Source organism: Streptomyces lancefieldiae (genome assembly GCF_031845825.1).
In the GTDB taxonomy this organism is placed as follows: domain Bacteria; phylum Actinomycetota; class Actinomycetes; order Streptomycetales; family Streptomycetaceae; genus Streptomyces; species Streptomyces lancefieldiae.
Map to the genome: position 1 here is coordinate 36,247 of NZ_JAVRFH010000021.1, position 15,870 is coordinate 52,116.

The window sequence follows — 15,870 nt, forward strand, 5'->3', positions numbered from 1 at the left end:
AACCGGACCCACTCCGCGTCAAGTCGCTCGCCTGGCATGTTTCTCCCCTCACATACGCGTAGGACACCCGTCGACGCGAGCCCGGAAGAACATGTCGAGGGACCGGCATGGGTGCGGTCGGAGCTCTGCTCCTTCCGGTACGCCCCTCGGCACGCCCCGTCCTGGCGGAACACCGCTCGGGTCGGGGCGCGCGGGTCGGTGGAGTCAGGCCTGACCGGGATCGAGGCCGAGAGCGGTTGCGGTGTCCTGTCCGCCCCAGCCCTGTGGGGTGCGCCACAGGAGGTGGACACCGAAGACGTCGTGGACGGTGGCGGCCGACCAGTCCTCGGCGGGCGACTGGGACAGCACCAGGTAGAGGCGGTCGGCGGCCGCCGGCAGGGTGTGGTTGACCTCGCGGAGTCGGGCCGCTCCCGACCGGAGGTCGGGGTACGTGGACAGACCGGCGCCCAGGACCTCGTAGAGGAAGCGGCCGTGCTCGGTGGTGCAGTCGACGTCGACGACCAGCGAGTCGGCCTTCGGCTGCCGGTCGGCCCGCAGGAGGGCCGCCATCAGCTCGAAGCGCACCGCCTCATGGGTCTTGCAGGTACGGTCGGTCGCGGCCGAGCTCTCCAGGAACCGGAGCAGGTCCGTGCTCGGCCCGGCCGTCGGTTCGGACGCCGGTGCGACGGTGCCGGCGGTGGTGCTGGGCATGGGGTGGTTCTCCTCCGGCTCGGGCTGCTGGGGCGGTGTGGGCGGTTCGGTCCGCCTGAGGGGTGCGGGCTCGGGGGGTCGCGTGGCGGCAGGCTCGGTGGCCCCGTTTTCGTTCACCGGACGGCCGGCGGCTTTGGCCGCGAGGCGCTGTTCCAGCGTGCGGCGTGCCTCGGCCAGGGCCTCGGCCCAGCCGCTGCGCTGGAGTTCCGCCCGGAACCGGTCCAGGTCGGGGGTGTCCGAGGCGAGCGCGCGGTTGGTGTTCGCGGCGAGGTCCCGCAGCAGGGCCAGGCGGTCCCGGTCCGGGGAGCCGAGGACTCGCCAGACGTCCAGCCAGTCGTGCTGGTCCAGGCGCAGGCAGCGGTTGGCCATGCCCTTGAGTTCGGAGAGCCGGGCCCGGGCGTCGTCCGCGACGTCGCCGTCGGCCAGTTCTCCGACGACGGTGAGCGCGTCCACGTACCGCTCGGCCATGGTGGGCGAGATGGGCCTGCGTCCGCGTTCGTCGACGGTGACGAAGGTGACGTTGGAGGTGTGGCGCAGGACCCAGGCGTCCAGCTCCGCCCCGGTCTCGGGCGGTGTGGAGCCGTGGCGTACGGCCAGGAGCAGCGGACGGTCGGTGGCGGGTGAGACGGCCTCGACCTTGTAGTTGCCGCCGGTGGTGTGGCCGACCACGCGGACCTTGATGTCGGTGCCGATCTCGGGGGCGTTCCCCGCCGCGGTGGCCGGTCCTGCTGTACTGCCGGCGACCTCGTCGGTGCCGGGGATGGTGCCGGTGGGCGGCTGTTCCGCGGAGCCCGCAGTGCCGGTGTTCGTGAGGGCCTGCGGGAGCGGTGCGGTGTGCAGGACGGTCAGGGTCTGGGTGCTGCGGGTCAGCGCGATGTACAGCTGGCGCAGGCCGGCCGGGCCGCGAGCGGCGATGGTGGCGGGTTCCACCACGAGGACGTGGTCGTACTCCATGCCCTTGGCCTGGGCGGCGGCCAGCACGGACACCGCCTCGCGTTCCTGCTGCGTGAGGCCGTCCGCCTCGTCGAGGTGGCGGGCGATCTCGTCGAGCCAGCCGGAGTCGTCGGGGACGATGACGGCCACCGAGCGCAGGGTGTGCCCGTCGCTGCTGCCGAGGAGGCGGACGGCCTGGGCGACGGTGTCGTCCAGGAGCCGCCACGGCTCGGTCACGATGGTCCGTACGGCACCTTCGCCGGCTTCGCGCACCGCCTGCGGGTAGGGCAGCGAGGGGGCGACCGTGCGGGCCAGCGGCGCGACGAACTCCATGATCTCGGCGGGCACGCGGTAGCTGGTGGTCAGTTCGGCCACGCGCCAGTCGCCGTGGTCGGACAGCAGAGTGCCCAGTTCCTCCCAGTCGGTGTGCACGCGCGGACCGGTGGCCTGGGCGAGGTCGCCGAGGACGGTCATGGAACCGCCCCGCGCGACGCGCCGGCGCAGGGTGCGGGCCTGCATGGGGGTCAGGTCCTGGGCCTCGTCGATGACGATGTGGCCGTAGCGGCGCGGGGTCTCGCCGGTGATGAGGTACCGGAGTTCCTCGAGCAGGACGAGGTCGTCCAGGGTCCACGGGTCACCGTCGGCGGTGGCGGCGCGGGGGCGGTGCAGGGCGGCCTGCTCCTCGTCGTCGAGTACGCCGGCGCCGCAGGCGCGCAGCAGGTCGGGCGAGTCGTAGAGACTGCGCAGGGCCTCCAGGGCGCCGGGTGAGGGCCAGACCCGGTCGAGGAGGCGTTCGACCCTGCGGTTGCGTTCCAGGCTGCGGCGGATCGTGCCGTCCGCGCCGCGGCGCGGGGCGACGGCGACGAGTTCGGCCAGGAGGCGGTCGACGAGTTGGTTGCGGAAGCGGTCGCGGCGTTCGCGGTGGGCACCGTCACCGCCGCGCGCCTCGGCGAGGAGGGCGAGGACCTCGGAGCGCGGCACGCGCAGGGTGGTGCTGCCGGCGGTGACGGTGAACGCCGGCTCGTCGCCCTCGAAGGAGGGAGCGGTGAGGAGGGCGTCGAGGGCTTCGGGGCGGCACTCGCGCTCGACCCGCCGACGCAGGACGGCCGCCATGCGCTCGTCGGACTTCACCAGCCGCGCCCGCGGGGTGTCGGTGCCGAGGGCCTCGCCCTCCCACAGACGGGACAGCTGGACGGAGTTGACGTCGCGGGTGCCGAGGGTGGGCAGCACCTGGCCGACGTAGTCGAGGAACCGCTGATGAGGGCCGATGACGAGGATGTCCGAGGCCGTGAAGTGCTCGTTGTTGACCAGCCAGGTCACGCGGTGCAGCCCCACCGCGGACTTGCCGGTGCCCGGCCCGCCCTGCACGACGAGGATGTCGGTCGGCGAACCCGTGACCAGGTCCATCTGGTCACGGCGGATCGTCTCCACGATGTCCCGCATCCGGCCGCTGCGCGAACGCTGCAGCTCACGCAGGAGGAAATCGTCCGGCTGCAGGGGCCGTTTGCGACGCTGGATACGGGCGATGTCGGCAGGGGTGTGGGCCGGCGGACGCTCCCCGTGCTTCGCGGCGCCCGGCCGTCCGGCCGTCGGGGCGTCGTCGGCGGCGGGCCTGGGCGTGGGAACGAGGCCCGCGTCGGGGGCGGCGTCGAGGGCGGCGTCGAGGGCGGCCTCGGAGACGGTGCCGGAAAGCGCTCCGGGCACGGCGATCTCATCGGAGTAGTCCTCGACGACACGCTCCGCGCAGCGCAGCCGCCGCCGCAGAACCACGTCGCCCGGCGCCTCCTGCCGCGCCTCGAGCCACTTGGTGGCCATACCGCTGGTCCACAGCACGACGACGGTGTCGCGGGTCCGGACGTCGGAGACGGGACGCCGGCCGACGTACCAGGGTCGGGGCTCGCCGCCGGACTCCTCCGGGGCGTCGACGCGGGCGAAGACCAGCGACTCGCCCCCGAGGCTGCCGTAGGCCGCTGCCCGCTGCTCCGCGTCCTTCTTGTTGGCGATGCCGTCCTTGCCGGTGGCCGACGCCGTGGCGGCCCCCGTTCCGTTCATCTCGGCCAGCCGCGCCTCGTAACAGGCGTACGCGTGGTCCACCGCCTTCTGCTCGAGGGCGATGACGTCGTCGCGTGTGGTGGTGCTCATGTGCTTTCCCTCCCTTGCGACGCCCCGCAGGGCGCCGCCACGGGCATACGCCCGTCCCCGGCGACATGACTATCAGAGACCGGACGGTGACGAACAGTCCGGGCCCACATCAGGAGGCCAGCTCCCCCACCAACTCCCCGACCTCCACCCGCCAGACACGGACCTGGTCGTGTGCGGGGCCGACCTCGTACTGGAGGTAGTGGCATCCCAGGCACAGGTGCGACCAGGCTGCCCGGGTACGTCGGGCGGTCCCTTCCGTGGCGTAGCGGTGCAGGCAGGGCAGCTTGGCCCGCATGGTCGCGCCGGCGAGCCCCGACACCGCGGTGTCGGGGCTCGCCGCGTCCGAACAAGCGCCTCAAGACGGGCCCGTCCGTTGGCTGATCAGGCACATACGCGAAGGGCCCTGCCGATTACCGGCAGGGCCCTTCGTGTACGGTCCCAGCACCTAGGTTTCTAGCGGTGGTTAGGCCCGTCAGTCCTAACGGGCCTAACCGGTCCGTGGGTAGGTGCCGGAGTCATGCCGCCCGAGGTCAGCAGCCCTTGCTCGTCCCGGGGCTGTCCTGGTCGTCGACCTCGACGGGGTAGTCGACGAAGCGCTTGTCGTACAGGACCGCGTCGGCCGAGTAGTCCGTTCGGGGGCTGACCTCGTTGCAGGATATGGAGGTGGTGAGCGACTTGGTGCCCTTCCAGTCGTTCAGCCGCACCTTGCCGACGGCGATGTACTTGGTGCCGAAGGGCCACTGGGGGCGGCGCAGCATGAGGGTCAGGCTGATGGTGTGTCGTTCCTTGCAGGTGATGGTGGTGCGGGCGTAGAGACGTCCGTTCTGTACGAAGGGATTCTCCACCGAGAACGGGCAGTCACTCTTGGTGCTGCCGACGGCCGCGGCCCGGTCCGCGGCGGAGTCGGCCGAGGCGGTGTCGGACTGGGCCGCCCCGGCGTTCACCACGGTGTCGCGCTCGCCGCCGGCCGCCTCACCGCCGAGGGGCGAGGTGCTGGGCAGGGCGATGGCCCCGCCCAACAGCGCGCCGGCCACCGCGGTGACCATCAGCGCACGGGCCTTGCGTGAACGGGTGCTGTGTGCCGTATGCATGCGAATACTGCTCCGATCGGAGTTGAAGGAATGCGAGCCCCGGCGGGCCTCCCCGCCGGGGTGGTGGCCCATCGGCCGGTGAGGGCCAGGCGGTCACGGTCCCGCCCGGGGTGGGGCCGGCGTCCGGACGCCGGTCGACCTCTCGATGCGGCGGTGGACAGGCTCCGTGAGACGGGTGGGAGCGGGACGACGGCGGCTGATGCCGCCCGGTCTGCACCCCTGGACGACCTGGCCGGGGCCCGCTGGCCGTCCCCGGTCTGCGATGGCCGGTCGGACGCGTAGACCCGGATCAGGGCCGGTTGGGTCCGCTGGGTCCGTTGGGCCCAACGGGCATGTCCCGGCCGATGCCGCTGATAGCGGTGTGGTCAGCGGTGGGCGAAGGAGACCTTGGTGACGACGGCACCGGCGATCGGGATGGGCTTGACACGGATCTTCGGCGTGGCCGCGCTGTTGCCCCAGGGCACCTTGATGAAGACGGTCTCCTGCTCCGTACCGCCCGCGATGACGCCGGCCTTGTACCACGTGCCCTTGCCGTTCGGCGCGATCCCGAAGACCTCGACCTGGCTGCGCTGCAGCTCGGCGTACTTGTCGCCCCACAGCTCGTAGGTGAACGTGGGGGTGCTCTTCGACCCGAAGAACGCGCACGAAGACAGTCCCTCGGTCCACTTGCCGACCACGCCGACGGCAGAGCCCTGGCACTTGCTCGCCTTGTTGGACTGGGCGGCCGCGGCGTTGGCGATGGTGTCGGCGGGCTTCCCCGAGGCGCTGGCGGAGACCAGACCGCCGGAGACGGCTACGGCGCCGCCGCCGGCGAGCAGGCTGCCGGCGAGGGCCGCGACCACCAGGGGACGGATCCGCCGGGTTCGTGTGTTGCGCATGCTGTTTCCTCCTGTGCTGAAGAGATGAGTGAGTGCTGGGCAGCCGGGCGCCTGATGTGCGGGCCGTCCCGGGCGCGTTCCTCGCCTGCCTGCGGCCGTCGACACCGGTGAGCGGCAGAGCGGACCCGGCATCGCACGGGGCAGCGCCTTCGACGGGGCGCGGCCCAGCGGTGCGGGGCGGTGAGCAAGAGCCTCGGGGCGTCCGGCGCACTCGGCAACGGCCTGCGGCGTCCGAGACAGTCCAGGTACGTCTTCCCTGGCCAGCGGTGGTGTCCAGCTCCGTCCGCCGCCGCTTATGGGTGTGGCAGGATGCCGGCGACGCCGAAGCCTTCGGTGCCGATGGCGAACGGTGCGGCGGCGAGGTCTACGAGCGATCGGTACACGGTCCGGGGCCTCCAGGTACCGTGATGTGACGGCTCTGGTGATGACAAGGGGCCGAAGAGAGGCCGGCCCGAGAGGACCGACCGAGGGACCGACCGATGGATGGTGGGGCTGCTCAGAGCCCGGGAACCGTCTCTCTCGCCACGTCGGCGACGGTGACGGCCGCCGGTTCGGCTTTCATCGGCTCCTCCGCGCGGCCGTACACCTGGCGCAGCGCTGGCGGAAGGCCCCGCCCGACGGGGCACGCCTGATGGGGGGACGCGGAGTGCAAGGAGATGACACTGGCGGCGATCCGTCCGGATGTCACGATGCCGTCGGGATGCCTGGGGCAGACCCACGCCATCCAGGTCGGTGCGTGCGTGGCCACGGTCATGCGGCTGCTCGTGCCCATGAGACCCCCCGCCGTCCGCAGTCGTCGACGCCACTCCCCGCGGGGGTGGGCGGACGCGCGGCACCTCCCGTCGCCGGTGGCGTACGGGAGGTGCCGGGTGGAACTGCGCGGGATCGCCGCGCGGTCAGCCGCCGTTGATGGCCGGGCCGGCGGGGTCACCGCTCGGCGGCCGTGGCAGGAGGGACCTGGCTGCGCGGGGTGACCGCGCGCCGGTGACGGGGTCGGATCCGGCGCCCGGTCCCTCGGCTGAAGGGGGTGTCCGCGGTCGGCCGGGCCGGCCGCGTTCCCTTCGATCACGCACCCTCAGTCTTGGCGGCAGCGGCCGAGACTCGCTCGAGAAACGCTTGACGCGTCCGGCGCGGGGCTATGCGTCCGGTGTGGGGGCTGCCGTCGTGCGGAGGGCCACCTCTCGCACCAGGAGGCCCGCCAGCAGGGCGAGCGCGCCGGCGACGGAGCCGATGAGGAAGGCGCTGTGGATGCCGGAAGCGGTGGCATGGCGGTAGGCCTCCCGGACCGCGGGCTCCAGGCGGGCCAGGCCGGCCGCGTCGGGCTGGGTTCCGGCCAGGGGCTGTTGCCCGGGCATGCGCTCGGCCATCACCTCCAGGACGCGGCGGTTGAACAGCGCGCCCATCACGGCGACACCGAAGGAGCTGCCCAGCATGCGGAAGAGCGTGATGGTGGACGAGGCCACGCCGATGTCCCGGATGTCCACGCTGTTCTGCGAGATGAGCATGACGACCTGGAGCAGGCAGCCGAGACCCGCGCCGAGCACCGCCATGTACACCGCCGCCTCGGTACGTGAGGTGGAGGTGTCCATGGTCGACAGCAACAGCATGCCGGCCAGCATCAGTGCGCCGCCCGCGACCGGGAACGCCTTGTAGCGTCCGGTGCCGCTGGTGATGCGGCCCGCCGTCATCGCCACGACGATCATCGCGCTCATCATCGGCAGCAGCAGCAGACCGGAGTTGGTCGCCGACACCCCCTGCACGGCCTGCTGGTACAGCGGCAGGAACAGCACCGCGCCGAACATCACGAAGCCCATCACGAACCCGGTGACCGACATCAGCGCGAAGTTGCGGTTGCGGAAGACGTGCAGCGGCAGCACGGGCTCGGCGGCCCGTGTCTGCCAGTAGACGAAGGCGCCCAGGCTGACCACCGCGGCGGCGCACAGCGAGACGATGACGTCCGAGCCCCACGCGTACTCGGTGCCGCCCCAGGTGGCGACCAGGACGACCGCGGTGATGCCCGCCATCAGGAGTGCCGACCCCGCGTAGTCGATACGGGCGCTGGATCTGCGGACCGGAAGCCGCAGCACCATCGCCGCCATGACGAGGACGACCGCGCCGATGGGCAGATTGATGTAGAACGTCCAGCGCCAGCCGAGGTGGTCGGTGATCGTGCCGCCCACCAGCGGTCCGCCGATCATCGACAGGGCCAGCACGGCGGCGAGCATACCTTGGTAGCGGCCCTGCTCGCGCGGCGGCACCAGTTCGCCCACGATCGCCATGACGCCGGCCATCAGGCCGCCCGCGCCCAGCCCCTGGATCACCCTGAAGCCGATCAACTGGCCCATGTCCTGGGCCATGCCGCTGAGTGCCGAACCGGCCAGGAAGATCACCACCGAGGTGAGGAAGAGTCCCTTGCGGCCGTGCAGGTCGCCCAGCTTGCCCCAGATCGGGGTGGCGGCGGCGGTGGCCAGGGTGTAGGCGGTGACCACCCACGACAGATGCTCCATGCCGCCCAGGTCGCCGACGACGGTGGGCATCGCGGTGCCCACGATCATGTTGTCCAACTGGGACAGCAGCATGGCGATCATCAGCGGGAGCAGCATAAGCCGTATGTTGGGCCCGCGTGCCTCCCGCCGTGCTGTGCCCGCCGCCTTGTCGATGGTCGTCGCCACGGTGCTCACCTCGCTCGATTCGCTGGTCCGCGCGGCCGCGCAGCATGGGTCGCCCGCCGGCCGTGCTGGGGCGCCACCCTGACGGCGCGGGCACCGCGCGCGGTGAGCAGCGCACGGAAGTCCAGCAGGGACCGCTCGTGTGCCGCTCGTATCCCGCTCACGGCCCGCCGCGTCCCCTGCCACCCGTCCGGCCCGCGGTGAGCTGGGCTTCCGTGCCCGCCTGCGGCACTTCCAGGGCTCGGGCAGCAGGTGCGACGAGGTGGGGGCGGGGCGGTGTCAGAGATACGTCAGCCCCGTGTCAGGGGGCGTTGCCAGGGTCCGTGCCAGGCCCCGCCCCGGCCCGTCGGCCCGTTGTGTCTGTGAGGAGTCGCGGTGATAACCCATCAGACCGTTCGTGTGCACCACGACAGCAGCTCGGAGCGACTGCTCGCCCTGAGGGATGCTCTGGACGAGGCGCCCGTGGAGCGGGTGCGGCTGACCGACCTGACGGCCTCGTTCACCCCGCGTTCCGGCGGGGTGGACGGCGAGTGGGCGCTGGCCCTGGCGAACCTGGAGAGCGAGCTGCCGCCGATCGTCGTGCACCGCCCCACCCTGTCCGTCATCGACGGGCTGCACCGGCTGCGGGCCGCGCGGCTGAAGGGCCGTACGCACATCGCGGTCCGCTTCTTCGAGGGGTCCCGGCAGGACGCGGCCCTGCTGGCGGTGGCGATGAACGTGGCCCAGGGCCGACCGCTGTCCCAGAGCGACCGGGCCGCCGCCGCGGAGCGCATCGTCGCCGCGCGGCCTCAGTGGTCGGACCGTGCCATCGCCATGGTGGCGGGACTGTCCGCGAAGAAGGTGTCCGAGCTGCGGGCGCGGATGGAAGGTCTGCCGCGGTGCGAGCGGCGGGTCGGGCTCGACGGACGGGCCCGGCCGCTGAGCACCGTGCAGGGGCGGGAGCTGGCCGGGGAGTTGCTGCGGGCGGACCCCACGGCGTCGCTGCGGACGGTCGCACGGCGCGCGGGGATCTCCCCGGCGACCGTCGCCGACGTACGCGACCGGGTGCTGCGGGGCGACGATCCGGTGCCGCCGCGGCAGCGTGGCCTGGCGGCGGCCGGACGCGGCGCGCGCGAGGGACGGGAGCCGGGCGGCCGGGACCGGGAGGAGCGGGCGCAGTCGGCCGAGGAGCTGATCACCCTCTTCGAGGCGCTGCGGCGGGACCCGTCGCTGCGGCTGAACGAGATGGGCCGCGGCATGCTGCGGATGCTGGACGCGTGTGCGCTGCTCGCCCGCGACCGGGGGCGCATCATCGCCAACCTGCCGCCGCACTGCACCGACCAGCTGGCGGAGCTGATGCGCCGCTACTCGGAGCTGTGTCAGACGTTCGCCGACGAACTGAGCACCGGCCCGGCCGGGCCCGGCACGCTGAGGCCGGCACGCTGAGGCCGGTCACCTCCTCGGCGGCGCCCGCCGACCGCCCGGGTCCCCGGGCCGGTGGGGCGGTGGAGCGGTGGAGCGGTGGAGCGGGCGTGACAGGCCCTCGGGGCGGTTCGGCGCAGGGAGTAGCACTCGGGTGTTCAGTATGTGACCCGTACGGGTGTCCCAGGCCCAAGGTGTCTCAGGCGGCGACGCCGATCGTCGCGGGTCGAGCCCCCTCTGCGCCCGAGGGCCTGCCGCTGGAAGAACCGGGTGGACGCCCGAACGACGGGAAGGCGCGAAAGACCATCGTGTCTGTCGCGCCGCTCTCGCGCCGCTCTCGCTCGCGGCCGGTGCCCCGGGCGGTCCTCCGCAGTGGCCGAGTCTGGCCTCAGCAGTGGCCGAGTCTGGCCTCAGCAGTGGCCGAGTTTGAAGCCCACTCCCCGTACCGTCACGATCCAGCCGCTGTCGCCCAGCTTGCCGCGCAGGCTGCTGACGTGGGTGTCGACCGTGCGGCGGGACCAGGAGTCGCCCCATACCTGCTTGAGCAGCTGCTTGCGCGGAATGACCGTGCCGGGGTGCGAGGCCAGCAGGCACAGCAGGTCGAACTCCTTGCGGGTCAGGGCGACTTCGGTGCCGTCCACGACGACCCGGCGGGAGTTGACGTCGATCCGCAGCGAGTCGTGCCGGATCTCCTCCACGGCGGTCGGCTGCCACTGGGCGCGGCGCATCACGGCCTCGATACGGGCCATCAGCTCGCGCAGCCCGTAGGGCTTGGTGACGTAGTCGTCGGCGCCGGCCTGCAGACCGAGGACGCAGTCCAGTTCGGACTGCCGGGCGGTGACGACGATGACGGGGACGCGGCTGACGGACCGGATGGCCCGGCACACCTCCAGCCCGTCCAGGTCGGGCAGTTCCAGCGCGAGCAGCACGAGGTCCACGTCCGCGTACGCCTGGAGGGCCGCGCTGCCCTGGGTGACGCCGACGGGTTCGTGGCCGTGCCGGCGAAGCTGGGTCACCAGTGGGTCGCCGTTGTCGGGGCCCACGACCAGGATGCGCCACGCCGTGGCGGTCACGGCGGGCGCGGTCCCGGACAGGCCCTGGACCGGCCGGGCCGGCTGCGGGACGGAAATCTGAAGCTCCGGCAGCACCTGTGCCGTCATCGTCTGACTCATGCCTTCCCCCAAGGGTCCTGCACGGCCCGTGCGCGCTGCCGCGCAGGCGGTCACCGGCGCGCACCCCTGGCCACGACCCTACGGTCCGTCGGTCGAATCCCGCTGAAGCGCGAGGCTCGACCGCGTCGAGCCGACGGTGCCGCCCGGGACACCGCTACGGATTCAGCACCCACGCCGAGTGGTGCGGAGCGAAACCGATGTGCGGGTAGTACTCCGTCGCGGCGGGCGCCGACAGCAGCACGATCTTCGCCGTCGGGGCCTCCTTGCGGGTGGCGTCGATCAGGGCGCGGCCGATCCCGGAGCGCTGGTGGGTGCCCGACACCGCGATGTCCGACAGATAGGTGACGTAGGAGAAGTCGGACACGCTGCGGGCGATGCCGATCAGCGAGCCGTCGGCGTCCCGGGCGGCCAGGACGAGGTTGGCGTTGCGCACCATCGCCGCCATCCGCTCGCGGTCGTCGGCCGGGCGCCGCTCCCCCAGGCCCGACGAGCGGTACACCTCGAGCACCTCGTCCAGGTCCAGGGCGGTGCCCTCCACCCGCTCAATCGTCCAGCTCACGAAGATTCTCCAATCGGCCGCGTATCACGTCGTGATGGGTGAGGAAGCGCTCGGGTTCGAGCGCGCCCAGGTCGATGCCCTCCTGGGCGAGCGTGGTGGCGAAGTGCCGGCCGGTGGCGATCGTGCGGTTCGCCGCGGCCTGCACCGAGCGGTAGGCCCGCTCGCGTTCGGTGCCGTCGCCCAGCAGCTCGGCCAGGACCGACGAACTGTAGATCAGACCGTCGGTGGTGTCGATGTGGTCCCGCATCCGCTGCGGGTGCACGGTGAGCGACTCCACCAGCTCGGCCGCCTTCGTCGCCTGGAAGTGGCCCACGGACAGGCTGTCGGGCAGGATGACCCGCTCCACCGACTGGTGGGCGAGGTCCCTCTCGTGCCACAGCGCCACGTTCTCCAGGGCGGTGGTGGCGTATCCGCGCAGCAGCCGGGCCAGGCCGCACAGCCGCTCGCTGGTGGTGGGGTTGCGCTTGTGCGGCATGGCGCTGGAGCCCTGGTAGGCGCTGGTTCGGCGCTCCTCGACCTCGCGGACCTCGGTGCGCTGCAACAGCCGCAGCTCCAGGGCGATCTGCTCGATGCACGCGCCCAGGGCCGCCACTGCCTGGAGCAGTTGGGCGTGCCGGTCGCGGGCGACGACCTGGCTGGGCACCGGCTCGACGCCGAGGCCGAGCGCCTCGCACACGTAGGCCTCGACGGACGGGTCGATCAGCGCGTAGGTGCCGACGGAGCCGGAGACCGTGCCCACGGCGACGGCCTCGCGGGCGGCGGCCAGCCGGGTCAGGGAGCGGTCGACGGCGAAGGCGTGCGTGCCGAGCTTGTGGCCGAAGGTGGTCGGCTCGGCGTGGACGCCGTGGGTACGGCCCACCATCACCGTGTCCCAGTGCGCGAGCGCCGTGTCGGTCAGCACCCGCCGCAGCCGCCGCCCGGCGCCGAGCAGCAGGTCGGTGGCGCGGGCCAGGGTGTGTCCGAGGGCGGTGTCGACCAGGTCGTAGCTGGTCATGCCGAGGTGGACCCAGCGCGCGGAGGACTCGGGGATGCTCTCGCAGTACGCGGCGAGGAAGGACAGCACCTCGTGATCGCGTTCCTTCTCGATCTCGGCGACCCTGGCCGCGAGCGGTACCGGGGCGCGGCGCATGTCCGCGAGGGCTTCGGCGGGTACGCGTCCGAGCCGCACCTGGGCCTCGGTGGCGAGGATCTCGACCTTGACCCAGGTGGCGTAGCGCGACTGGTCGGCGAAGAGGTCCGCCATCTCGGGCAGGGTGTAACGAGGAATCATCGGTCGGCCTTCGTCGGTCGGGCGGGACGGTGGGGGCCCGGTGCGGCGCGCGTGGGACCGCACCGGGCTCTGCTTCGGGACGGTCCCTCAGTACGCCCCGAAGTACTCGCGCTGCTCCCATTCGGTGACGCGTCCCGGCGGCGGGGCGGCCTGTCGGCACCAGCCCTCGAAGCGGTGCAGCTCGCTCTCCTTGAGCTTGGCCAGACAGGCGGCCAGGGGCGCGCCGAGCAATTGTGCGGCCCGGCCCGCGGTGAAGGCCTCCAGCGCCTCGCGCAGGGACTGCGGAACCATCTGGCGGGGGCCGTCGGCCGGTACGGCGCCGGGTGCGGCGCCGGCTGCGGTGGGCGCCGCCGGCGCGGCGGTGCCGGACAGGCCCTCCAGGCCGGCGAAGAGCTGGGCGGCGATGTTCAGATACGGGTTGGCGCACGGCTCGCCCATGCGGTTCTCGATGTGGGCGCCGGCCCCGCTGCCGACCATCCGCAGCATCGCGGTGCGGTCCTCGACGCTGTAGCCGACGCGGGTGGGGGCGAGCGAGTGCTCGGCGGCCAGGCGCCGGTAGCCGTTGACGGTGGGCACCGACAGCACGAACAGCTCGCGTGCCCAGGCCAGCAGGCCGTCGGCGTACGCCTTGCCCTGCGGGGACAGGCCGCCGGAGAGCCCTTCGGCGCTGAAGACGTTACGGCCGGTGCCGCTCTCCACGACGGACTGGTTCAGGTGCCAGCCGCTGGGGTCGGCGGCGTCCAGCAGCGGCTGGGACATGAAGGAGGCGTGATGGCCGCGGCCGGCGCAGAACCGCTTGGTGTAAGTGCGGAACAACAGCATCGCGTCGGCGGTGTCCAGGGCCGACATGGGGCTGAAGGTGGTCTCCACCTGGCCGGGACCCGACTCGTGCTCCATCGACCTCAGCGGCAGGCCCAGGGCGAGCAGGTCCAGGGCGAGGGGGTCGGTGACGGGGGCGACGGTGTCGTAGGCGGCGTCCAGGTTGAACTGGTAGCCGGCGTTGACGGCGGCCACGCGCGGCGCCCGGCCCTGGAGGCCGAAGCCGTTGCCCTGGTTGCCGGGTTCGTCGTCGAGGCGGCGGGTGAGGTACCACTCGACCTCGAGGCCGAGCACGGGGGCGAGCCCCTGGTCGGCGTAGCGGCGCAGCACCCGGCGCAGGACGGCGCGCGCGGACAGCGGGTGCGGGGTGCCGTCGCGCAGGTGTTCGTCGCCGATCACCCAGGCGGTGCGCGGGCCGGCGCCGGGCAGCACCTGGAAGGTCAGCGGGTCGGGCACCAGGACGAAGTTGCCGGCGCCGGCGATCTCGTCGACACCGATGCCGTGTTCGCCGAGGAAGTCGACGGCGACGGCGTGGCCGGTGTCGAACAGGAACGGGCCGGGGCTGAAGTTCATGCCGTTGCGCAGCACGGCGCGGAAGGCCTGCGTGGTCAGCGTCTTGGAGCGGGCCAGCCCGTGCGGGTCGGCGAAGGCGATCCGCACGAAGTCGACGTCGTCGAGAACGGACTCGACGCGCTCGGCCGCGGCGGTCTGTTCGGCGTCCCACAGCCCGTGGTCGGCGACGAACGACGGGGACCCGACGCTGCCGTCCGCGGCAGGGGTGGACCATGACCTGGCGTACATGGTTCAGAACGTCCTTTCGCCGGTGGTGACGGGAGTGAGGCCGGTCGCGGGCGGGCGGGGCAGCGGCACCAGCATCGCCTCCAGGCGGCGGGCCACCGTCAGGACGAGGTCGTCGGCGCCGACCGGGCCGACGAGCTGCAGACCGGCCGGGAGCCCGGACGGGGTCAGCCCGGCGGGCAGGGAGACGGCGGGCTGGCCGGTCATGTTGTAGGGGTACGAGGCGGGCGCCCAGGCCAGCCACATCAGATCGCGCGGGTCGGCCGCCCAGGCGGGGCCGATGGCGTCGGCGTCGAACGGCTCGACGGGGACGGTCGCCATGGCGAGCAGGTCGTAGCGGTCCATGACCGAGCGCAGGGTGGCGCGCAGGTTCTGGCGCACCTCCTCGGCCTGGATGACCCGCACCCCGCTGAGGGTGCGGCCGTGGCGGACGATCTCCAGGCGGCCCGGGTCGCAGAAGGCCTCGTGCTCGGGCCGGGTGCCGGCCGCCTCGGTGGCGGCGAGGATGTCGACGACGGCCGGGTAGAGGTCCTGGCAGCGCACCTCCACGTCCTCGACCCGGTGTCCCTCGGCCAGGAGCAGTTCCTTGCCCCGCTCGGTGACCCGGCGGATCTCCGGGTCGGTGCCCTCGTACTCGATCCAGCCGATCCTGAGGGCGCGCAGGTCGCGCGGGGAGTCCAGGGAGCCGAGCCCGGAGTCGGGGTCGGTGGGGTGGGGACCGGCGATCACCTGGCCGAGCAGGGCGGCGTCGGCGACGCAGTGGGCCAGCGGGCCCTGGTGGGCGAGGCGGTCGGCGCCGTTGGGGAAGTAGGGCACCTTGCCGTAGGACGGCTTGTAGCCGACGACGCCGCAGAACGCGGCCGGGATCCGGATGGAGCCGGATCCGTCGGTGCCCAGCGAGCCCTCGCACAGGCCGGCGGCGATCGCGGCGGCGGCCCCGCCACTGGAGCCGCCGGCGGTCAGGTTCGGGTCGTAGGGGTTGCGGGTGGGCGGGGCGACGCGGCCCACGGTGGAGGCGCTCCACCCGAACTCCGACGTGGTGGTCTTGCCGACGACGACGGCGCCGGCCGCGCGCAGCCGGGCCACCGCGGGGGCGTCCTCGCGGGGGCGGTCGTTGGGCAGCAGCGTTCCTCGTGTGGTGGGCAGGTCGCGGGTCTGGAGCAGGTCCTTGACGGAGACCGTGACGCCCAGCAGCGGCTGGTCCCACCAGGCCTCGCGGCCCTTCTCACGGATGCGGGCGTCGGCCTGCTCGGCGGCCCGCAGGGCCTCGTCGCCCGCGACCGCGACGTAGGCCCCCAGCGTGTCCCGCTCGCGGATGTCCGTCAGGACGGACCGGACGTGCTCGACGACGGTGATCTCCCCCCGGGAGAGGAGGTCCTTGATGTGGCTGATGCCGCGGGCGGTCATCGGACCCTCCTTCAAGAGCGCTCTGGGAGCGGAACGGGGCG

12 protein-coding genes are annotated in these 15,870 nt (G+C 72.8%); 1 reads left to right on the plus strand and 11 read right to left on the minus strand.

The annotated features are described in order from the left end of the window. Positions 1–204: 204 nt before the first annotated feature. The 6 genes from RM812_RS21040 to RM812_RS21065 all read right to left on the minus strand — a co-directional run bounded on the left by RM812_RS21040 (position 205) and on the right by RM812_RS21065 (position 8,406). On the minus strand, positions 205–3,765 hold the full coding sequence (locus tag RM812_RS21040) for a HelD family protein (protein ID WP_311574729.1): 3,561 nt from the start codon (positions 3,763–3,765) through the stop codon (positions 205–207). A 109-nt stretch (positions 3,766–3,874) separates the two neighbouring features. Then, a complete protein-coding gene (locus RM812_RS21045) occupies positions 3,875–4,084 on the minus strand; it encodes a hypothetical protein (RefSeq protein ID WP_311574730.1) in 210 nt (69 codons plus the stop codon). A gap of 211 nt (positions 4,085–4,295) precedes the next feature. Then, a complete protein-coding gene (locus RM812_RS21050; RefSeq protein ID WP_311574732.1) occupies positions 4,296–4,856 on the minus strand; it encodes a hypothetical protein in 561 nt (186 codons plus the stop codon). Positions 4,857–5,221: 365 nt separating this feature from the next. After that, positions 5,222–5,734 carry a hypothetical protein gene (locus RM812_RS21055; RefSeq protein ID WP_311574734.1) on the minus strand — a complete coding sequence of 171 codons (513 nt, stop codon included), beginning with the start codon at positions 5,732–5,734 and terminating at the stop codon, positions 5,222–5,224. A gap of 496 nt (positions 5,735–6,230) precedes the next feature. Next, positions 6,231–6,506 (minus strand): hypothetical protein, encoded by a 276-nt coding sequence (locus RM812_RS21060; protein ID WP_311574735.1) that lies wholly within the window; start codon positions 6,504–6,506, stop codon positions 6,231–6,233. 364 nt (positions 6,507–6,870) lie between these two features. Beyond that, a complete protein-coding gene (locus tag RM812_RS21065; RefSeq protein WP_311574737.1) occupies positions 6,871–8,406 on the minus strand; it encodes an MDR family MFS transporter in 1,536 nt (511 codons plus the stop codon). A 372-nt stretch (positions 8,407–8,778) separates the two neighbouring features. Between RM812_RS21065 and RM812_RS21070 the strand changes: the two genes are divergently transcribed. Further along, on the plus strand, positions 8,779–9,828 hold the full coding sequence (locus tag RM812_RS21070; RefSeq protein ID WP_311574739.1) for a ParB/RepB/Spo0J family partition protein: 1,050 nt from the start codon (positions 8,779–8,781) through the stop codon (positions 9,826–9,828). A 386-nt stretch (positions 9,829–10,214) separates the two neighbouring features. On the opposite strand, the gene RM812_RS21075 is transcribed toward RM812_RS21070, so the two are convergent. From RM812_RS21075 to RM812_RS21095, 5 genes are all read right to left on the minus strand, one after another. Then, positions 10,215–10,976 (minus strand): response regulator transcription factor, encoded by a 762-nt coding sequence (locus RM812_RS21075; protein WP_311574741.1) that lies wholly within the window; start codon positions 10,974–10,976, stop codon positions 10,215–10,217. A 154-nt stretch (positions 10,977–11,130) separates the two neighbouring features. Next, on the minus strand, positions 11,131–11,535 hold the full coding sequence (locus RM812_RS21080; protein ID WP_311574743.1) for a GNAT family N-acetyltransferase: 405 nt from the start codon (positions 11,533–11,535) through the stop codon (positions 11,131–11,133). Next, on the minus strand, positions 11,519–12,805 hold the full coding sequence (gene purB, locus RM812_RS21085) for an adenylosuccinate lyase (protein ID WP_311574745.1): 1,287 nt from the start codon (positions 12,803–12,805) through the stop codon (positions 11,519–11,521). Before purB ends, RM812_RS21080 begins: the two co-directional genes overlap by 17 nt. 87 nt (positions 12,806–12,892) lie before the next feature. Further along, the gene (locus RM812_RS21090; RefSeq protein ID WP_311574747.1) at positions 12,893–14,425 is read right to left on the minus strand and encodes a type I glutamate--ammonia ligase; all 1,533 of its coding nucleotides are present in this window, start codon (positions 14,423–14,425) and stop codon (positions 12,893–12,895) included. A gap of 3 nt (positions 14,426–14,428) precedes the next feature. Next, on the minus strand, positions 14,429–15,829 hold the full coding sequence (locus RM812_RS21095; RefSeq protein ID WP_311574749.1) for an amidase: 1,401 nt from the start codon (positions 15,827–15,829) through the stop codon (positions 14,429–14,431). Positions 15,830–15,870 lie beyond the last annotated feature (41 nt).